The following is a 19,613-nucleotide window of genomic DNA, read 5'->3' on the forward strand; positions in this document are numbered from 1 at the left end:
CAGCAGGCTTTCACGCCGAGGCAGGGGATCGATGTAGTAACGCGCTGGCTTCGGTGCCGCCGCCGGTCCCGCCCGACAGGCGCCGGGCCGGCAGGGTCAGGACCAGCACGACCGCGAGCACCGGAATCGCCGCAGCGATGAGAAAGGCCGTGCCGGCGTTGGTGTGGCTGACCAGCACGCCGCCGAGAGCGTAGCCACCGGCGCCGCCGAGACCGGTCGCGGAAGCGAGCCACGTGAACGCCTCGGTCCGGGAGCGCGCGGGCGCGAGAAGACCGCAGATCGTGGCCAGCGTGGTCGCTGCCGGTGAAATCGCGAGTCCGGCCAGGAACATCAGGGGATAGAGGACCGCGAGGCTCTGACCGGTCAACAGGGTGCAGAATCCGAGGCCGGTCAGGCCCAGTAGGACTGCGCACTGGCGCCGGATACCTCCGGGCCAGTCCCGGGTGCCGAACGCGAGCCCTCCCACCACGCTCCCGGCCGCCCAGACCGCCAACAGCACTCCCGCTGCGGACGTCGACCCGAGTTCGGTGGCCCGGGCGATGACCCCGACCTCGATGAACCCGACCGCCGCCATCTGCATCGCCACGACGGGCAGGAGGGGAGCGAGGGCCAACAACCCGCGGTCCAACAACCTGCGGCTTCGGGTGGTCGCCCGACTGTGCTCACCCGTCGACCGACCCGCCATGGCGGTGAAGAGCCCGGTGCCGACCAGACTCACGACGGCAGCGATAAGCAGCGCGGTTCTGGGCGACGCCACCACCACCAGTGCGGCGACGAGTGCGGGACCCGCGATGAACATGACCTCCGTGCCGATCGTGTCCAGGCTCAGGGCGCTGGTCCGCTCGCTGGGCCTGCCGAAGCTGCGGATGAACACGGAGCGGATAGCCGCACCGAGCGGTGGGGTCGAGCCGCCAGCGACCGCTGCGAGCAGCCAGATGAACGGCGCGGGCAGCACGACGAGGGCGATGATGCCCGCCGCGTTGATCGCCGCCGCGATGACCAGGATGTACGGCCCCCGGCGGTCGACCATCCGGCCGATGACGAGGAAGCCGACACTCGCGGTAGCCGCATAGCTGGCCACCACCGCGCCCGCTGCCCCCAACCCGCCGAGGTGGTGTTGGGCGAACAGGAGCAACGCGAGCGGGACCATGGTCTGGGTGAGGCGTGCGATCAGCGAGCCGAGGAACGCCCACCGAACCGTGCGGTGCGAGACCACCACGAGGTACCGACGCATTCCGACGGGGACGGCCACCGGCGGCGCGGCGGTCTGGTCCGGGGCGGTACTCATGCCTGCCGTCCCCCGGGCATGGTTTGCGGGAACCCGTAGAGGATCAGTCGGACGGGCTCCTGCGCCTCCGAGGACGCCAGTTCGGCGCGGCGCACATGCTCCCGGGTGATCGACTCCACTGCCAGCCCCCAGGCGTGCAGTTCGGCGGGCGACATCAGCGCGGTGCGGCTGTGCATCGTCACCGACGAGTTCCACCCGGCGTGACGCTCGTCGTGCCCGGCCACGAACTCCTGCAACAGGGCCTGGTCCCGGTGCAGTCGGACGCGCATGAACTGCTCCTGCGCCGTCTCCATTTCCGGGTCATCCGTCGGCACGTCCGCCAGGGGCACGTCGGTCTCCCCGGTTGCCCGCCGCCAGGGGCGCTCCCGAAGGCTGGCGCCCTCCACCACGGCCGGCTCGACCAGGCCCTGCGCGGCGAGGATGCGCAGGTGGTAGGAGCAGGTCTTCGGGGTGAGGCCGAGCAGCGTGGCACTTTCACTCGCCGTCAGCGTGTCCCGCACCCGAAGCAGGTCGAGGAGAGCCAGGCGGGTCGGATGTGCCAAGGCCCGCAGCCCCTCGAGCGTGGCCACCGATCGTGTTCTGGAAGACATGTTCCGGAACACTACTTCCGATCTCGCCGAGGCGACAAGTTCGCCACGAAGAGTCGCCGCCAACCGGTCTGCAGCAGGTCCGGGGCTACTCACCATTTCGTCGCGGGCCTGGCCTAGCCCGGTCAACGGTCACGTGCTACGTGACGTACCGCCCCCGGCGACCCCTGGGGATGTCATGAGAGTCCGCCGTTCCCGACCATCTGGAGGACTGTTCCCAGGCCGTGAACCGGGCCTTTGGTCTGCGGCAGGATCAACGTGCGAATGTTCAGGGAAACTCCGCCGACGTCGTCCCTGGGGCTGTCGCCGACCATCAAGGTTTGGCTGCCTGGAACGTTGAGCAGTTCCAGCGCGCGGGCAAAGATCGCCGGGTCGGGCTTCACCAGGCCCACCTCGAAGGACAGCACCACGCCGTCGAGTAGGCCACTCACACCAGCCCGGTCGAGGAACGAATGAATGTCCAGCCCAATGTTGGATAGCACCACGGTCCTGATGCCGCGCGACCTGAGTTCTTGAAGTACGGGGAGGGTGTCGGCGAACGGCACCCACTGATCCGTCATTACTGCATACAGTGCGGCGATCAGATCGGGTTTAATGCCGGGATGCAGTGAGACCGTCCGGTTGAAGACGTCCCAATGGCGCTCCCGGCTGAGATCGCGTTCGCTTCCCGGGTCGATCGTGTGGGCATGCTGCCAAAGCTGGTCAAGATGCGCACACAGGCCCGTGATCTGGCTGGCGCTCAGATCCGGCGCCGCGTTTCCCTCCTCCGCCAGATGACGGAGAGCGGCCTCGACCCAACGACTGGCGTCGCCGCCCTGGACCAGCGTGGAGTGGAAGTCAAAGATGACCCCCTTGATCGGTTCGGGCGCCTTGTTGATAAGCATGCCGCAGCCTATCCGCCGCGCGCCCTCGGCTCCGCGTCAGACTTGGTCCATCTCCCCTCAGGTGTGAGGGCGGGCGAGGGGCGCGGCGAGCGGCGGGGCAGGAGCACATACCGCGCGGTCGGCGCACCGCAGGTTCGACAGCGGGACAGCCACGACACAATCGCCCGCTGAGCGTACTTGTTAAGGGCTGTCTGTTGCACTCTCTTGGTATTAGCGGCATTGTCGCATTCAATTTTCGCCGGTAATCTCCTTGGCGGCGGAAATTCCGGAAGGGGATCGATTAATCGTGCGTGCGCTGCTGGGTAATCGCGCCTATCGTAGGCTTTTCGCTGCCCAGGTAGTTGCGCTCCTCGGCAGTGGTTTGGCGACAGTGGCGCTCGGGCTGCTCGCCTATGACCTTGCGGGCGCGCGGGCCGGAGCGGTCCTCGGTACCGCGCTGACGATCAAGATGGTCGCGTACGTGTGCGTGTCGCCGCTGGTGGGAGCGGTGTTGGACCGGGTGCCACGGGGCGTAGTGCTGGTGGGCGCCGACCTGGTCCGGTGCGGCGTCGTCCTGCTGCTGCCGTGGGTCGACGCGATCTGGCAGATCTACCTGCTCATCGCGGTGCTGCAGGCCGCGTCGGCCACTTTCACGCCCACCTTCCAGTCTGTGCTTCCGGATGTCATTCCGGATGAGGAGGACTACACGAAGGCGCTCTCCGCGTCGCAGCTTGCCGTCGCTCTGGAAAACATCGCCAGCCCGGTCATCGCCGCCGCGTTGCTGCTCGTTCTGAAGTTCAATCTTCTGTTTGTGGGGACCGCGGTGGGATTTCTCGTCTCCGCGCTGTTTGTAGGCGCGGCAACGGTGCCCAGGGCGCAACGTAGCAGCCGGGTCCGGTTCTCCGAGCGCCTCTTCGCCGGGGTGCGGATGTTCGCGGCCGCGCCACGGTTGCAGGCGGTGCTGGCGCTGAACATGGTCGTCGCCGGCTCTGGTGCCATCACCCTGGTCAGTACGGTCAACGTGGTGCGCGACCTGCTGAACGCCACTGAAGCGCAGGTTCCACTCCTGCTCGCCGTCTCCGGCCTCGGCAGCATCGCGGCGGCGCTCGGCGCACCGCTGCTGTTGCGCCGACGCGAGGATCGAGGTGTGCTGCTCATCGGTGCTGGCACGGCTCTGCTCGCCCTCGCCGGAGCGCTGCTGCTGTCGACGGTGCCGTCCTGGCCGTTGGCGATGGGTGTCTGGCTGCTCATCGGTTTCGCCGGCGGCCTGATTGTCGTCACGGTCAACCGGGTGCTGCGCGCCTCCTCGGCGGCCGCCGACCGGCCGGCGTTGTTCGCCGCCCAGTTCTCCCTGTCCCACCTCTGCTGGCTGCTGACCTACCCGCTCGTCGGCTGGGTCGGGGCGGGGGCCGGCTTGACCACGGCGTGGGCGCTCCTGGCGGGCTTGGTGCTCGCGGCGGGACTCTCCGCCCGCCGGCTCTGGCCCGCTGGCCTTCCCGAGGTGTTCCGGCACCAGCATGGCGTCGACGCCGACCGCGCGCACCTGGTCGACGCCGAGTGGAATGGAGTGGCGTGGGTGCACAGCCACCGGGTGCTGATCGACGTCAATCACACACGCTGGCCCCAGTCGGCGTGAGTAGTTAATACGGTCATGATGATCATTGGGATAGCTGGACATTAATCGAACGTTCGTTTAGCCTTGCAGCGTGTCCGATGAATCGTCGCCGAGAGGCGACAGGTCCGCCACGAAGAGTCGCATCCTTGCTGCCGCAATCACGCTCTTCGCCGATCAGGGCGTAGCGGGCACCGGGGTCCGTGCCATAGCGGCGGCAGCCGCCGTCCACCCCTCACTGATCATTCATTACTTCGGTACGAAGGACGGGCTGCGGGTGGCCTGCGACAAACATGTCGCGACCTTCGTGCGGGAGCACAAGCAGCAGGTGATGCGGGCCGGGAGGTTCGACCCGGCGGAGCTGCGGGACCTGCGGGACGGGCCGCCGCTGCTGCGCTACCTGGCCCGGGCGTTGGCCGACGGTTCCCCACACACGGCCGCGCTGGTTGACGAGATGGTCAAGGACGCGGTCGGCTACCTCGCCGACGGAGTCGCCTCGGGCCTGATCCGACCGACGGATCACCCCTACGAACGGGCAGCGCTCCTGGCGATCTGGTCCCTGGGCGCACTCGCACTCCACGAACATGTGCAGCGGCTGCTCGGCGTTGACCTAACCTCCCTCGATGGTGCGGCAGCGGTGGAGTCAACCTACGGGCGCGTTGCGTCGGAGCTACTCGGTAACGGGATCTTTCGCACCTGATCAATTGCTCACACCCCTGAGGCGGCGAACATGGACCTGACCCAGACGCTCGGAAGAATCCTCTCGCTGTATCTGTTGACCTCCGGAGTCGCGTTTATCGTGGCCACCCAGTTCTATCTGCGACTCACCCAGCGGGCCGACCGGTCGGATCTGATGGCGGTGAACATCTCCGGCATGGTGCACCTCTTCGTCGGCTTCGGCGTACTGGTCACCCACTTCGAGTGGGGCGGCGTGCCAGAGGCGCTGGTGACCCTGCTGGGAGTCTTCTTCACCCTGCGCGGGATCAGCTACTACTGGATCCCCCAACTGGTGCTCCGGTCGGCGGAACAAGGGCGCGGGTCAGCCCAGGGGCTTCGGGTGATGGGGGCTGGTTTCATCGGCTACGGTGCGCTCCTGGGCTACCTCAGTTTCTTCGGCTGAACCGGTACGGGAAGCGTGTTGGGTCGGTGCCGCCCGATCTGGCGGCACGACTCCGTACGTCAGGGCAGGGTGTCCAGGTGCGGGCCGACCGTCTGCGCGAAGCTGTTGCCGTTGGTCACGTCCCAGTTCACCGACCAGGTCATCGCGCCACGCAGCCCCGGGTAGGTGCGGGGTGGCTGGAAGCTGCCGCAACTCGTCCCCCTGGTCAGGCAGTCCAACGCGGCGTTGACCACACCGGGTGCGACGATCCCCCCACCGGCCGCCCCGGGACCGGCGGGCAGGCCAAGCCCGACCTGGTCCGGCCGCAGCCCCGCCTCCAACTGGATGCAGGCCAACGCGACGATGAAGTTCACCGTTCCCTGGCTGTAGGCGAACTGCTGGTCGCAGCCGAGCATCGCGCCGGAGTTGTAGAACTGGGTGTTCACCACCGTCAGGATGTCCTGGATGTCGAGCGCCAGCTTGAAGTAGCTGGTGGTCGGGTTCTGCATGTCGATGGTTTGGGGCGCCATCGCGATGATCAACCCAGCCCCGACCTGGGCCCGCAGGGACCGGAGGGCCTGCGCCATGTAGGTGGGATTGAGGCCGTTCTCCAGATCGATGTCCACCCCGTCGAAGCCGTACTGCTGGATCAGGGCGTACACGGAGTCGGCGAAGGCGACCGCGGAGGCCGCGTCGTTGACGGTAACCCGTCCGGTCTCGCCGCCGACCGAGATGATGACCTTCCTGCCCTGGCTCCTGAGCGTCTGTACGTCGGCCGAGAAGTCCGCGTCGGTGTAGCCGCCCAGGGCGGCGGAGAGGCCCGGATCAACGGCGAAGGTCACCTCGCCGGGGGTGGCGGTCGCCTCGGCGAAGGCGACGGCGACCACGTCGTACTCGGCGGGGACCTCCCGCAGGCGCAGCTCGACCGCCGGGTTGTCGAAGTTGTGCCAGTAGCCGGTGAGGATGTGCGCGGGCAGGTCGGCACCGGGGGGAGCGGTGGTGGGGGGTGGGGTCGTGGGCGGCGCGGTGGTCGGTGGGCTGGTGGTGGGCGGCGCGGTGGTGGGAGGTGGTGGAGACGCGGTGGGCGGCGGTGCACCGCCGCACTTCGCGCCGTTGAGTTGGCAGTTGGTCGGCGCGCCGGGTCCGCTGCCGATGAAGCCGAAGGAGACCGAAGCGCCCGGCGCGATGGTGCCGTTCCAGGACTGGTTGCTGAAGGTGTACCGCTGGCCCGAGGAGTGCAGCAGCGCCTCCCAGTAGGTGCCGACCGCCGTGCCGGCGGGCAGGTCGAAGGCGACGCTCCACCCGGTCACGCTGCTGCTGCCGCCGTTGGTGATCGTGTACTTACCCTCCCACCCGGTGCCCCAGTCGGAGACCTTGGCGAAGGTCGCGGTGGGGCCGGCGGCGTACGCCGGTTTCGCCAGCCAGGCCGCGCCGAGCGCGACGGTCAGGACGGTGACCAGGGGCAGGATCAGGGAACTGGGACGCTTCATGGGAGCCTCCACGCCCGGACAGGCATCTGTCGGTAGCTACGTTGTCACACCGTCCTATTATTAAGACTATTAACTATTCATGTCCAGGGTGGCTGTCGCGCTAGCCGCAGGTGGGGTACGCGGCAATGGAACAAGGAAGACATTTCGTGTAAATGGTACGGTTTGGTGTGTCGTTCCGTCCGCGTCTGCCCCGGCCCCACGGCCAGGGTGACGCCTCGGCGGGGGAGGCGGACCGGCCTCGGCGTGAGCTGACCATGATCGCGGCCGCTGCCTGCATCTTCCTCGTGCAGCTGGACTTCTACGCGTTGAATCTCGCCCTGCCGACGATGGCGGCGGAGTTGGGGACGACCATCACCGATCTGCACTGGGTGGTCAGCGGCTACATCCTGGCCCAGGCGGCGTTTCTCCTTCCCGGTGGCAAGCTCGGCGACATCCTCGGGCGCCGCCGCATGCTGCTGGTCGGCCTGCTCATCTTCGGGGCCGCTTCGCTCGGTGCCGGTCTGGGCTCCGACCCGGCGATCGTGATCGCTTTCCGGACCGTGCAGGGGATGGGATCGGGCATCGTCTTCCCCCTCGCCTTCGCGGTGATCACCGAGGCATACCCGGGGAAGCAGGCGAAGCGGGCGATCGGCAACGCCTACGGCATCGGGGCGGTGGCGCTGGCGCTGGGGCCGCTGCTCGGCGGCGGGGTCACCGAGTGGCTCAGCTGGCGCAGCGTGCTCCTGGTGAACGTGCCGCTCTGCGTTGTCGCCATCGTTGCCAGCGTCGCCTGGCTGCCGGAGTCGCGGGACCCCACGGTGTCGCGGGCGATTGACCTGGCTGGTCTGGTCGTGGTGGTGCTCGGGATCCTCGCGGTCACCGTGGCGGCCGACCGGATGAACGCCTGGCGGCCGGTGGTGGCCACCGCCCTCGCCGTCGGCGGGCTGGTGCTGCTGGCCGCGTTCGTGCTCCGGGAACGGGCCACCAAAAGTCCACTGGTCCGGCTGGATCTCTTCCACGACGCCAAGTTCGTGGCGGTGACCCTGATGGGGCTGGTCGCCAACATCGCCTTCGTGGTCACGATCTTCGCCACCACGATCCACCTACAACAGGTCCGGGGCTACTCGCCGTTCGTCGCGGGCCTGGCGGTCCTCGCCGCCTCGATCAGCGGTGGCATCGCCGGTCCGTTCGCGGGTCGGCTCAGCCAACGGGTCGAGGTGCGTCGGTTGATCGCCGCGGCCACCCTGGTCGGCGCAGTCGGCCTTGTCGTGGTGGCCTTTGGCGGTGAGATCGTGCCGTACCTGATCGGTCTGGCCGTCGCCGGGTTCGGCTATCGGACCGGGCTCACCCTGACCAACCTGGGTACGCAGGCCATGGTCCCGGCTGAGCGGGCCGGCGAGGCATCCGGGACCACGCTCTCGATCCTCTTCGCCGGCTCGGGTATCGCGATCGCGACGGCCGGCACGCTGATCGAGCAGGGCAACCTCGCCGACGGCATCATGCGGGTTCTCCTGGTAGTCGCGACCGGTAGCGCCGTGGCCGCGCTGCTGCTGGTCCGGATCCCCTGACCCGCCCGACCGCTCACCGGGTGGCCAAGGGTGACTCCGGGCACTGGCGGCTCGCCGCGGGCAGCAGGTCGTCCAACAGGTCGGCGAGAACATCCACGCCGTCCGGGCTGAGCACCGACTCGGGGTGGAACTGCACCCCGGCAACGCTGGCGCCGCGCAGCGCGTGTACCGCACCGCTCGTGTCGTCCCGGGCCACCTCCACCGGGCCGTACGGGGTGGGCAGGCGATCGGTGTCCGCTCGGGCGGTGAACGTCGAGTAGAAGCCGACCCGCCGCTGGACGCCGAAGATGTCCACCTCCCGCTGCAGCCCCTGGTACGGGGCGTCCCGGCGGTGCAGGGGTAGCCCGAGCAGCCCGCAGAGCAGCTGGTGGCCGAGGCAGACCGCGAGGGTTGGCTGGCCGGTGGCGAGGAGTTCGGTGAGCAGCCGGCGTAGCGCCGCCATCTTCGGTTGGGTCAGCGCTGCCGGGTCGCCGGGCCCCGGGCCGACCACCACCAGGTCGTATCCGTCCCGCGGGCCGGGTGCGTCCCACGGCCGTACGGTAACGCTGAGGCCGAGTGCCCGTAGCTGATGGCCGAGCATGCCGGTGAAGGTGTCCTCCCCGTCCACGATCAACGCACGGCGGCCGGTGAGCCCGGGACGGCCGGGGGCGTCCGCCGGCCGCTGGTCCAGCCAGAACCGGGCCAGCGGCGCGTTGCGGGCGGTCAGCGCCGCGCGTACCTCCGGGTCGTCGGCGAGCCGGGGCACCGCCCCCGCGGCTGCTGCGGGCGCCTGCGGGCCGAGGCCCAGCGCGGCGAGCACCGCGGCGGCCTTGGCGTGGGTCTCCGCGACCTCCCCGGCGGCGACCGAGTGCCGGACCAGGGTCGCCCCGACCGACACCCGCAGCGCACCGGTGGGGGAGAGCTCGGCGGTACGGATCAGGATTGGGGCGTCGAGGGTCTGCCGGCCGGTGTCGTCCCGACCGAGCAGCGCCAGCACCCCCGCGTAGTAGCCGCGTCCGGTGCGTTCGTGCCGCGCGATGACCCGGCACGCGTTCTCCATCGGGCTGCCGGTCACCGTGGGGGCGAACATCGTCTCCCGCAGCACGTCGCGGACGTCCTTGGAGCCCCGCCCGGCCAGCAGGTACTCGGTGTGGGCGAGGTGGGACATCTCCTTCAGATACGGGCCGACCACCTGGCCGCCCCGCTCGGCCACCGAGGCCATCATCTTCAGCTCCTCGTCGAGGACCATGTACAGCTCCTCGATCTCCTTCGGGTCGGCGAGGAAGCGCAGCAGGTCGGCCCGGTCAGCAGCGGCGCCGGTGTGGCGGAAGGTGCCGCTGATCGGGTTCATCAGGACCAGCCCGTCGGCCACGCTGACGTGCCGCTCCGGGCTCGCCCCCACCAGCGTCCGCCCGCCGGTGTGCACGACGAACGTCCAGTAGGCACCGCGTTCGCGCAGCAACAGCGAGCGCAGCGCCGCCAGCGCCGCCCGCAGCGGCGTACCCTGCACGGTGGCGTGCAGGGTGCGGTGGATGACGAAGTTGGCACCTGCTCCCTGGCCGATCTCGTCGGCCAGCACCCGGTCAACGGTGGCCGCGTACTCCGCGTCGGAGCTGTCGAAGCCCGCGTTCCGGGTGACCACCGCGGCCTCCGGCAGCGCCGCCAGCGCCGCCGGGAGGTCAATCTCCTCGTGCCGGTCGATCTCCAGGCACTCCAGCGGGGTGCCGTCGTCAACGCAGTCGAAGCCCCGTTCGGTCACCTGCCGGTAGGGCACCAGCGCGAGGGTGGCGGGCCCTGCTGGTCCGGTCGGCAGCGGGATGTCGGCGAGTCGTTCCACCACCCGTACCGACCCGGTGTAGAGGTCGAGGTGGTCGGCGCCCTCACGGCGGACGAGCGCGAACGGGCCGGGGTCGGTGCCGGCCGCGACGGCGGCGAGTAGCGGGGGAAGGTGGGTCATCGGGTCTCCTCGGTCCGGTGCCACCCGACGGGCGGTCCGGTGCCGGTCCGAGACCGACGGCCGCCTCGACGGGCGGCCGCGTGAAGCTACGCGCGGAGAGTGGCCGCCGGGTCGGCGGGCCACCAGCGGTGCAGGTGCGCGAGCATGCGCACCACCCTACGCGGTCGTCGCCGGGGGCGGTAGCGGGAGCTCCACCCCGCCGGGCCGGAAAGCGTGACCGACGATGACCACAGGGCGGAAGCGGAAGCTTCACCCCGCCGGGCCGGATAGCGTGACCGACGATGACCACACTCGCGTTGGAACTGGGCACCTCCTCGGTACGGGGCCTGGTGCTCGACGAGGCAGTCCGGCTGCTGCCGGGGGCGTTGGCCCGGCGGCGGGTGAGCCCTGTCATCGGCGGGGACGGCGCCGGCACCCTGGACGCGCAGAGCTACCTCGCCTGCCTGGGGCAGTGCCTGGACGAGTTGGCCGCCGGCGGGCACCTGGACGGCGTCGACCTGGTGGCGACGTCCGCGCAGTGGCACTCGGTGGTCGCACTCGACGCCGGCGGCACCCCGATCGGCCCGGCGCTCACCTGGCTGGACACCCGACCGGTGCCGCCGCCCGGGCAACCCGGCCCGGGCGACCCGGAGGCTTTCCACCAGCGCACCGGCACCTGGTGGCATCGCTGTTACTGGTCGATCCGACTGCCCTGGCTACGGGCGAGAGCCGGTGGTCCCGCCACCCGCTTCGCCGGGTTGGCCGAGTACGCCCTCGGGGTGCTGCTGGACCCGGTCCCGATGTCGGTGTCGCAGGCCTCCGGCACCGGCCTGCTCGACCTCGGCACGATGGACTGGGACCCGGAGGCGTGTGCGTTGGCCGACACCGGCCCGGGGGAGTTGCCGGAGTTGGCGCCGGTGGACTGGCATGGTCGGCTGCGCTCGGAGTACGCGCGCCGCTGGCCGCCGTTGGCCAGGGCGCGGTGGACGGCCCCGATCGGGGACGGGGCCGCCTCGAATATCGGCTCGGGGTGCGTTGATCCGGGCCGGGCGGCGGTGACGGTGGGCACCTCGGCGGCGGTGCGGGTGGTGCGGGCGGTCGCGCCGGGGGAGCCGCTGCCCCGGCTGGCACCGAGCCTCTGGCGGTACCGGGTTGACCAGCGGCACATCGTCACCGGGAAGGCGTACTCCGCCGGCGGCAACCTCTTCGCCTGGGCCAATCGGGAGCTGCGGCTCCCCGACGGGGCCGAGCTGAGCGCGGCCCTGGCCCGGGTGCCCGTCGTCGGCGGGGGGCCGGTGGTGAACCTCCGTTTCGGGGGCGACCGGCCACCCGGGCTGGCTCCGGCGGGCTCCGGAGTGTTGGCCGGGCTCGGCTTCGGCACCACTGCCGTGGAGATCCTGGCCGGCCTGATGCGGGGTCTGAGTGACCTGGTCGCGGTGGACCTGGTCGCCCTGGAGTCGGAGCTGGGCCCGCGGCCGGTCGAGGTGGTTCTGGGCGGTGGAGCGATGGCGGCGTCCGAGTGGTGGCGTCGGGCCTTCGCCGTGGCCCTCGCTCCCCGGTCGGTCTGGCACCAGCGGAACCCGGAGATCGGCGCGACCGGCGCGGCGCTGGTGGCACTCGGTCGGATCGGCGACGCGGCCGGGGTGGCCGACCTGGACCGGACCGGCGAGCTGACCGCTCTTTCCTGACCTCCGCGTCACCGGACTCCGCGCCACCGTCGCTGTGGTACCGGCCCGAGTGGGGGCGTGGGCTGCGCTGCGCGGTCAGAACCCGCCCGCCGCGATCGCCTCGCGGTACCAGTGTGCGCTGCGCTTGGGTACTCGGCGTTGGGTGGGGTAGTCCACGTAGACCAGCCCCCAGCGCTGGTCGTAGCCCTCGGCCCACTCGAAGTTGTCCAGCAGGGACCAGACGTGGAAGCTCTCCAGTGGAACGCCGGCGGCGATGGCGCGGTGCGCGGCGGCCAGGTGATCGCGGAGGAACTGGATCCGCCGGCCGTCGTCAACCGTCCCGTCGGCGCCGAGGGTGTCGGGGGTGGGCAGGCCGTTCTCGGTTACGGTCAGCGGGATCGGGCCGTAGTCCCGGGTGATCCGGGTGAGGATGTCGTACATGCCTTCGGGGTAGATCTGCTGCCAGGACGCCTCGGAGGTGGGCCAGCGTCGCACGGTGGTGCCCGTAGCCGTGACGTAGTACGGGGTGTAGTACTGCACGGCCAGTAGGTCCACGGGAGCGGAGATGATGCCGAGGTCGCCGTCGTGGATGCCGCGGATCATCCGGTGGCCCGGGCCGAGATCGTCGAGCACGTCCTGGGGGTACTGGCCGGTGAGCGTCGAGTCGAGGTAGAGCCGGTTCTCGTAGCCGTCGTAGCGCCACGCGGCCTCGGTGGTGTCGGGGGAGGAGTCGGCCGGGTAGCACGGGTGCAGGTTGAATGCGGGCCCGATGCGCCCGGTCCCACTGCCGGCTCGGTACGCCCGAACGGCGAGTCCATGCGCGAGCTGCAGGTGGTGCGCGACCAGATATGCGGCCTGCTGGTCCTGGTGACCGGGGGCGTGATGGCCGGAGAGGTAGCCGTTCTGCACCACGGTCTTCGGTTCGTTGATGGTGAGCCAGGTCGGCACCCGGTCCCCGAGGGCCTGGAAGACGTGTTCGGCGTAGTCGGCGAAGCGGTAGGCGACTTCCCGGGATTCCCAGCCGCCCCGGTCCTGGAGGGCCTGGGGGAGGTCCCAGTGGAACAACGTCGCCACCGGCTGGATGCCGCGGTCGTGTAGTCCGTCGAGCAGCCGCCGGTAGAAGTCCAGCCCGCGCTGGTTGGGGGCACCGGTGCCGTCGGCCTGGATGCGGGGCCAGGCGATGGAGAACCGGTAGCTGCGCAGGCCCAGCTCGGCCATGAGGTCGAGGTCCGCGTCGTAGCGGTGGTAGTGGTCGGCGGCGATGTCACCGGTGTCGCCGTTCCGGATGCGTCCGGGGGTGTGGCTGAAGGTGTCCCAGATCGACTCGCCCCGGCCGTCCTCCTTGGCCGCGCCCTCGATCTGGTAGGCGGAGGTGGCGGCTCCCCAGCCGAAGTTCGGTGGGAAGCGCAGGACGCCTGCCGGCGGGTACGCCGAGCTGTCGGGCTGCGCGGGGTGGGGGAGGGTCGACATCGGGGGAGTCTCCTCTGCTAGTTCTGAATCGGACCGGGAGCGCTCCCAAGGACAGAGTACGCCTTCGGTCCTCCCGGCGGGAGCCCGGAGGCGAGGGGATTCTGGGCAGGGCGGGGGGCGGTACGCCCCGGTCGCACTGTCGCCGGGGTGCGGGATGGGGGCGGGGGAGGGCAGCCCCCGCCCCCATCGGTGCTGGACACGCCGGGTCGGACGGTGGCGTCTGGCCCGTGCGTGTCACCGGGGAGCCGGGTCACGCGAGTGGCTTGTGGATTCACCTCCTTCCACTATGGAAGTGGGAGTCGAGGTGGAAGCGCTCCCAATTTTCTGGTGCGACTGTAACGGCTCGTAACTGCTTTGTGAAAGCGTCTTAACAAAATTGAAACATGCGACTGGATTGATCTGTCCCTCCTTGTGGGAGCGTTTCCAGGCGTGGCAAGCTGATGGGTGAGCCGCCGTCGCGGGAGCGCGGGGCCGAGGGCAGCCGGGACATCCGGTGCGGCACCCGAGGTGGACGGGTGCCCGTCCACGCCACGTCACCGGCCCCGGCCCTGGCCGGGGGTCCTTCACCCCGGGTGCCTCGCCCGCCGCAGGAAGAACGGCCAGGCGCCCCGCCGGAGTCTCGGCTCCGGCCTGGCCCGAGGAGACACCGCGCATGAGACCCATGAACCGACGCCGCGGCGGGGCGATAGTCACCGCGGCGCTACTGGCGGTAGCCGGCGGGGCGGCCCTACCCGCGCCGGCCGCGTCGGCCGCGCCGACGTGCGACGTCAGCTACACCACCAACGACTGGGGCAGCGGCTTCACCGCGAACATCACCCTCACCAATCTCGGCGACCCGATCACGGGCTGGACCCTGCGGTTTGCCTTCGCCGGCAACCAGACCATCACCCACGGCTGGTCGGCGCGGTGGAGCCAGAGCGGCAGCGACGTCACCGCCACCAACGAGTCGTGGAACGCTCACCTCGGCACCGGCGGCACCGCGCAGATCGGCTTCAACGCCGCCTACAGCGGCACCAACGCCGACCCGGCCTCGTTCTCCGTCAACGGTGTTCCCTGCGGTGGTGCGCAGCAGCCGCCGACGGTGACGCTGAACGTGCCGGCTGGGCCCTTCGAGGCACCGGCCGACGTGCCGCTGACCGCCACCGCCAGCGACCCGGACGGGAGCATCAGCAAGGTCGAGTTCTACCGCAACGGTCTGCTGGTCAACACCGACACCACCGCGCCGTACGGGTACACCCTGCCGGGGCTGCCGGCCGGCTCCTACACCGTGCAGGCCAGGGCGTACGACGACACCGGGCTCAGCGCGGTCGCGGAGCGGTCCTTCACCGTCGCGCCCGCCACCGGCCCGCAACTGGTCGCCACCCCTGCCACGGTGGGCGTACCGGAGGGCGGCAGCGCCGCCGTGACCCTGACGTTGAGTGCGGCGCCGGCCGCGAACGTCCTGGTGAGCCTCGGCCGTACCGGTGACTCCGACCTCACCGTCGCCCCCACCTCGCTGACGCTGACCACCGGTAACTGGAACACCGGTGTCGACGTGACCGTGTCGGCGGCCGAGGACGCCGACACCGCCGGGGGGAGTGCGACGATCACCGCCTCCGCCGCCGGCCTCGCCGCCCTGGCGATTACCGCGACGGAGATTGACAACGACGTTCCCGGCGGCGACAACGAGTACATCGCCCGGTTCCTCACCCAGTACGGCAAGATCAAGAATTCTGGGTACTTCAGCCCCGAGGGGGTGCCGTACCACTCCATCGAGACCCTGATCGTCGAGGCGCCGGACCACGGCCACGAGACCACGAGTGAGGCGTTCAGCTTCTGGCTCTGGTTGGAGGCGCAGTACGGCCGGGTGACCGAGGACTGGGCGCCGTTCAACAACGCCTGGACGGTGCTGGAGAACTACATCATCCCCTCCTCCGCCGACCAGCCGACCGCGGGCGCTCCCGGCACCGCGCAGTACGCCGCCGAGTACGACCTGCCCAGCCAGTACCCGGCGCAGCTGCAACCGAATGTCCCGGTCGGCCAGGACCCGTTGCGGGCCGAACTCCAGTCCACCTACGGCACCGGTGACATCTACGGCATGCACTGGTTGCTCGACGTGGACAACACCTACGGCTTCGGCCGGTGCGGCGACGGCACCACCCGGCCGGCGTACATCAACACCTTCCAGCGCGGGCAACAGGAGTCGGTCTGGGAGACCGTCCCGCAGCCGTCCTGCGAGACCTTCACCCACGGCGGGCAGTACGGCTTCCTGGACATCTCCGTCCAGGAGCAGAACGCGCCGGCGAAGCAGTGGAAGTACACGAACGCGCCGGACGCCGACGCGCGGGCGGTGCAGGCCGCCTACTGGGCGCTGACCTGGGCCACGCAGCAGGGCCGGGCCGCGGAGGTGACGGACACCGTGGCCAAGGCCGCCAAACTGGGCGACTACCTGCGGTACGCGATGTTCGACAAGTACTTCAAGCAGATCGGCAACTGTGTCGGGGCGTCCGCCTGCCCCGCCGGCAGTGGTCGGGAGTCCGCGCACTACCTCCTGTCCTGGTACTACGCCTGGGGTGGCGCGTACGAGCAGGGTCAGAACTGGTCGTGGCGGATCGGCTCCAGCCACAACCACTTCGGCTACCAGAACCCCTTCGCGGCCTGGGCCCTGACCACCGTGCCGGAGCTGGAGCCGAGGTCGCCGAGCGCGACCACCGACTGGGCCCAGAGTCTGGAGCGGCAGCTGGAGCTGTATACCTGGCTCCAGTCCGCCGAGGGTGCGATCGCCGGTGGTGCGACCAACAGCTGGGGCGGTCGGTATGGCCAGCCGCCCGCGGGCACACCGACCTTCTACGGCATGTTCTACGACGAGAAGCCGGTCTACCACGACCCGCCGTCGAACCAGTGGTTCGGCATGCAGGTCTGGTCGATGCACCGGATCGCCGAGTTGTATCTGGAGACCGGTGATGCCCGGGCCGAGGCGTTGCTGGACCGCTGGGTGCCCTGGGCGATCGCCAACACCACGCTGGGGGCCGACTGGTCGATCCCGGCCGAGCTCACCTGGACGGGCCAGCCGAACACCTGGAACCCGACCAACCCGGAGCCGAACACCGACCTGCACGTCGAGGTGACCGACACCGGCCAGGACGTCGGTGCCGCTGCCGCCTACGCCCGGACCCTGACCGCGTACGCGGCGAGGTCGGGGAACGTGGCCGCGAAGGACACGGCCAAGGGGTTGTTGGACGCCCTGCACGCCGCCAGTGATGCCCTGGGTGTGTCGACGGTGGAGGCGCGGGGCGACTACGAGCGCTTCGACGATGTCTACGACGCCAGCACCGGGCAGGGCCTCTACCTGCCGCCGGGCTGGACGGGCGCGATGCCCAACGGCGACGTGATCGAGGCGGGTAGGAGCTTCGTCGAGATCCGGTCGTTCTACCTCAACGATCCGGACTGGCCGAAGGTTCAGGCCTATCTGGACGGCGGCGCGGAGCCGACGTTCCGCTACCACCGGTTCTGGGCCCAGGCCGATGTCGCGATGGCGTACGCCGACTTTGGGCGGCTCTTTCCGAACGACTGATTCCACAGCTTAGCGACGTAATGGACATTTACCCCTCGGATTGCTGGACGGATACGAGAGGAGGCGGGGGCGATCCGGGGGCCCCGACTCGGCCCGGTTCCGCGACGCCCGATTGGCCGGAGTGTGCGCAATATGCAAACTGGCCAAAAATCGGGTGCCCCGGGAGCGCGGAGCTGAACTCGACGGGGTAATGTACGTCACCGGAGAGGCCGCTCCCCCCGTGGCGGCCTCTCCCTTTCTGTCTAGCCCGGGTTGCCCGCCGACTCGTGCTGTGGCGCCTGTTCGGCCTGCGCCGATGCCTCGCCCGGAAGTGCCGGATGCCGTAGCCCCGGATGGCCGGCCGGCAGTGAGCGGCGCACCACCACCCAACTCACCCCGAGCACGGCGGCGACCAACGGCCAGCTCAGCGCGACTCGGGCCACGCTCAACGCGACCACCTGGCCGCCGAGCCACAATGGCAGGAAGACCGAAACCCGCAGCAGGAAGCTGGCGGTCCAGACCCAACTGCCGCGCCCGTAGGCGCGCAGGAGCGCCGGGTCCCGGCGCCAACGGGTCCGCTGTCGCAACACACCGCCGACGACCACTCCCAGGAGTGGCCAGCGGATCACGATGCTGACCATCCAGGCGAGTGCGCTCGCCGCGTTCGCGAGGAGCTGTACCAGGAAGAAGTCCTCGGCCCGTCCGGTCCGGAGCGCGACCAGCGCGCCGACGCAGACGGCGAGTAGACCCACCAGCACCGACCTGGGTCGATGCCCACGGCGCCAGCGCCAGCCCGCCACGGCCGCGCCGGTCACCAGTGCCGCGCCGACCCCGATCTGCAGCGACTCGCCGCCGAGGAGCCAGCCGGCCGCGAACGCCACCGGCGGCACGGTGGCGTCGATCGCGCCACGTCGCCCGCCGAGTAGGTCGGTGAGGGACTCCGGCTCTGGCGTCGGCGTCTGGTGCTCCGCTGTGCTGCCCACTTGCTCCCCTCCCGTCGCGGGACCAGCGCGGTCGACCGGGTTTCGGTGGCGAATCGGTAGACCGACCTCCAACCTAGTACGGCTGCGACAATGGGCGACCAGGTGGTGACTACCCTTTCGTCACCTATTGCCCGCACTGGGGCGGAGTTCCTTTTTCAGACCGCAAGCGAGTGCCAGTGCAACGACGTGCATCATGGTGATTTTGGCCACGCGCCTGCTAGAAATCGGACAAAAGGGCGCTTTAGGTCGGGCAAAACCGAAGTCTCAGTGCGCCTTGCCAAACAATCGAAACATGTGAATACTTCGTTGCACCCTGGGCCGCTTCCCCCGATCGGCCCGGGTCGTTCCACCGGCCCCGCCACCATCGGCGCGGGCCCTTCCTCCCAAACCCCCAACGGAGGCGTCACATGCGACCCACGAGATTTACATTACGTCGTGCCGCGGCGGTAGCCGCGGCCGGGACCCTCATGGTCGGAGTACTCGTCGGCAGCCCGGCGCAGGCGGCGGCCCCCGACGCGTCGCCGGAAACCGCCGCCAACCTGGCCGAGCAGCTTGGCGACCGGGCCGCCGGCGTCTACGCCGAGGCCGACGGCACCGTCGTCGTCGCGGTGACCGACGCTGCTGCCGCCCGGCAGGTAAGCACCGCCGGTGCCACCCCGAAGATCGTCGAGCGTGGTGCCGCCGAGTTGCAGCATGCCACCGCAGAGCTGGAACGGTCAGCCAACATCCCCGGCACCGCCTGGTGGACGGACCCGGAGACCAACCAGGTCGTCGTCTCCGTCGACAGCACGGTGACCGGTGCCAAGCTGGCGCAGGTCGAGGACGTGGTGGCCCGCAGCGGCGGCGCGGTGCGCATCGAGCAGGAGGCGGGTGTCTACAGCACCCAGATCACCGGAGGCGAGGCCATCTGGGGCGGCGGCGGTGTGTGCTCGCTCGGCTTCAACGTCCGCAGCGGCAACAACTACTACTTCCTGACCGCCGGGCACTGCACCGACGTCATCTCGAACTGGTACTCCAACAGCTCGCAGACCAACTACCTCGGCTCCACCGCCGGGTCCAGCTTCCCCGGCAACGACTACGGCATCGTGAGCCTCAGCGGCTACGAGCCGGGCTACGTCTACCTCTACAACGGCAACTACCAGGACATCACGTCCGCCGGTAACGCCTTCGTCGGCCAGTCCGTGCAGCGTTCCGGCCGGACCACCGGTCTGCACAGCGGCTCGGTCACCGGCCTCAACGCCACCGTGAACTACGCCGAGGGCACGGTTCGTGGCCTGATCCGCACCAACGTCTGCGCGGAGCGGGGCGACAGCGGCGGCTCGTTGTTCAGCGGCTCCACCGCGCTGGGCCTCACCTCCGGCGGTAGCGGCAACTGCTTCTTCGGTGGCACGACCTTCTTCCAGCCGGTCGTTGAAGCCCTGAACGTCTACGGCGTCAACGTCTACTGATCCAAAACCGACTGCGGCGGGGCGCCGGACGCCATCCGGTGGCCCGCCACAGCCGACGATGAGCAGCTCAGATAGTGCGGCAGAAGGCCCGGCTTCCCCACGGGAGGCCGGG

The 19,613-nt window shown here is 69.9% G+C and carries 14 protein-coding genes; 7 read left to right on the forward strand and 7 right to left on the reverse strand.

From position 1 onward, the window contains the following. Positions 1-10: 10 nt before the first annotated feature. From H0524_RS20145 to H0524_RS20155, 3 genes are all read right to left on the reverse strand, one after another. A complete protein-coding gene (locus tag H0524_RS20145) occupies positions 11-1,288 on the reverse strand; it encodes an MFS transporter (RefSeq protein ID WP_180200048.1) in 1,278 nt (425 codons plus the stop codon). Next, entirely contained in the window at positions 1,285-1,857 is a 573-nt protein-coding gene (locus H0524_RS20150) for a transcriptional regulator (RefSeq protein ID WP_018216140.1), read from the reverse strand. The genes H0524_RS20145 and H0524_RS20150 overlap by 4 nt, the downstream gene beginning before the upstream one ends. A 194-nt stretch (positions 1,858-2,051) precedes the next feature. Next, on the reverse strand, positions 2,052-2,759 hold the full coding sequence (locus H0524_RS20155) for an HAD family hydrolase (protein ID WP_018728612.1): 708 nt from the start codon (positions 2,757-2,759) through the stop codon (positions 2,052-2,054). A gap of 286 nt (positions 2,760-3,045) precedes the next feature. Between H0524_RS20155 and H0524_RS20160 the strand changes: the two genes are divergently transcribed. The 3 genes from H0524_RS20160 (at position 3,046) to H0524_RS20170 (ending at position 5,470) form a co-directional block, all read left to right on the forward strand. Further along, positions 3,046-4,374 (forward strand): MFS transporter, encoded by a 1,329-nt coding sequence (locus tag H0524_RS20160; RefSeq protein ID WP_180200049.1) that lies wholly within the window; start codon positions 3,046-3,048, stop codon positions 4,372-4,374. Between the two features lie 70 nt (positions 4,375-4,444). Next, positions 4,445-5,050: a TetR family transcriptional regulator gene (locus tag H0524_RS25480; protein ID WP_180200050.1), complete on the forward strand. Its 606-nt coding sequence runs from the start codon at positions 4,445-4,447 to the stop codon at positions 5,048-5,050. Positions 5,051-5,080: 30 nt separating this feature from the next. Beyond that, entirely contained in the window at positions 5,081-5,470 is a 390-nt protein-coding gene (locus H0524_RS20170; protein WP_180200051.1) for a hypothetical protein, read from the forward strand. A 59-nt stretch (positions 5,471-5,529) separates the two neighbouring features. Here the strand turns inward: H0524_RS20170 and H0524_RS20175 are convergent, their stop codons facing one another. Beyond that, positions 5,530-6,939: a chitinase gene (locus H0524_RS20175; RefSeq protein WP_180200052.1), complete on the reverse strand. Its 1,410-nt coding sequence runs from the start codon at positions 6,937-6,939 to the stop codon at positions 5,530-5,532. A 152-nt stretch (positions 6,940-7,091) separates the two neighbouring features. On the opposite strand from H0524_RS20175, the gene H0524_RS20180 reads away from it, so the two are divergent. Further along, positions 7,092-8,486: an MFS transporter gene (locus H0524_RS20180; RefSeq protein ID WP_180200053.1), complete on the forward strand. Its 1,395-nt coding sequence runs from the start codon at positions 7,092-7,094 to the stop codon at positions 8,484-8,486. A gap of 13 nt (positions 8,487-8,499) precedes the next feature. Here H0524_RS20180 and H0524_RS20185 read toward each other — a convergent pair whose 3' ends face one another. Then, positions 8,500-10,422, reverse strand: coding sequence for an anthranilate synthase family protein (locus H0524_RS20185; RefSeq protein WP_180200054.1), 1,923 nt, complete (start codon positions 10,420-10,422; stop codon positions 8,500-8,502). Between the two features lie 281 nt (positions 10,423-10,703). Between H0524_RS20185 and H0524_RS20190 the strand changes: the two genes are divergently transcribed. After that, a complete protein-coding gene (locus H0524_RS20190; RefSeq protein ID WP_180200055.1) occupies positions 10,704-12,089 on the forward strand; it encodes an FGGY family carbohydrate kinase in 1,386 nt (461 codons plus the stop codon). Positions 12,090-12,164: 75 nt separating this feature from the next. Here H0524_RS20190 and H0524_RS20195 read toward each other — a convergent pair whose 3' ends face one another. After that, positions 12,165-13,538: a GH1 family beta-glucosidase gene (locus tag H0524_RS20195; protein ID WP_180200056.1), complete on the reverse strand. Its 1,374-nt coding sequence runs from the start codon at positions 13,536-13,538 to the stop codon at positions 12,165-12,167. A gap of 661 nt (positions 13,539-14,199) precedes the next feature. Between H0524_RS20195 and H0524_RS20200 the strand changes: the two genes are divergently transcribed. Next, positions 14,200-17,091, forward strand: coding sequence for a glycoside hydrolase family 48 protein (locus tag H0524_RS20200; RefSeq protein WP_180200145.1), 2,892 nt, complete (start codon positions 14,200-14,202; stop codon positions 17,089-17,091). A 242-nt stretch (positions 17,092-17,333) separates the two neighbouring features. Here H0524_RS20200 and H0524_RS20205 read toward each other — a convergent pair whose 3' ends face one another. Continuing rightward, complete coding sequence (locus H0524_RS20205; protein WP_180200057.1) at positions 17,334-18,053, reverse strand: DUF3159 domain-containing protein; 720 nt, start codon at positions 18,051-18,053, stop codon at positions 17,334-17,336. A 407-nt stretch (positions 18,054-18,460) separates the two neighbouring features. Here H0524_RS20205 and H0524_RS20210 point away from each other — a divergent pair, with 407 nt between their 5' ends. Next, positions 18,461-19,501: a S1 family peptidase gene (locus tag H0524_RS20210; RefSeq protein WP_180200058.1), complete on the forward strand. Its 1,041-nt coding sequence runs from the start codon at positions 18,461-18,463 to the stop codon at positions 19,499-19,501. Positions 19,502-19,613: the final 112 nt, after the last annotated feature.

Origin of the sequence: Salinispora sp. H7-4, from assembly GCF_013416675.1 — a bacterium.
GTDB classification, from domain to species: domain Bacteria; phylum Actinomycetota; class Actinomycetes; order Mycobacteriales; family Micromonosporaceae; genus Micromonospora; species Micromonospora vitiensis.

Bases quoted from the DNA above. Each gene is read 5' to 3' on its own strand.
- H0524_RS20145 (WP_180200048.1), bottom strand. From the start codon at position 1,288: ATGAGTACCGCCCCGGACCAGACCGCCGCGCCGCCGGTGGCCGTCCCC.
- H0524_RS20155 (WP_018728612.1), bottom strand. From the start codon at position 2,759: ATGCTTATCAACAAGGCGCCCGAACCGATCAAGGGGGTCATCTTTGAC.
- H0524_RS20210 (WP_180200058.1), top strand. From the start codon at position 18,461: ATGCGACCCACGAGATTTACATTACGTCGTGCCGCGGCGGTAGCCGCG.
- H0524_RS20180 (WP_180200053.1), top strand. From the start codon at position 7,092: ATGGTACGGTTTGGTGTGTCGTTCCGTCCGCGTCTGCCCCGGCCCCAC.
- H0524_RS20170 (WP_180200051.1), top strand. From the start codon at position 5,081: ATGGACCTGACCCAGACGCTCGGAAGAATCCTCTCGCTGTATCTGTTG.
- H0524_RS20175 (WP_180200052.1), bottom strand. From the start codon at position 6,939: ATGAAGCGTCCCAGTTCCCTGATCCTGCCCCTGGTCACCGTCCTGACC.
- H0524_RS20185 (WP_180200054.1), bottom strand. From the start codon at position 10,422: ATGACCCACCTTCCCCCGCTACTCGCCGCCGTCGCGGCCGGCACCGAC.
- H0524_RS20190 (WP_180200055.1), top strand. From the start codon at position 10,704: ATGACCACACTCGCGTTGGAACTGGGCACCTCCTCGGTACGGGGCCTG.
- H0524_RS20195 (WP_180200056.1), bottom strand. From the start codon at position 13,538: ATGTCGACCCTCCCCCACCCCGCGCAGCCCGACAGCTCGGCGTACCCG.
- H0524_RS20200 (WP_180200145.1), top strand. From the start codon at position 14,200: ATGAACCGACGCCGCGGCGGGGCGATAGTCACCGCGGCGCTACTGGCG.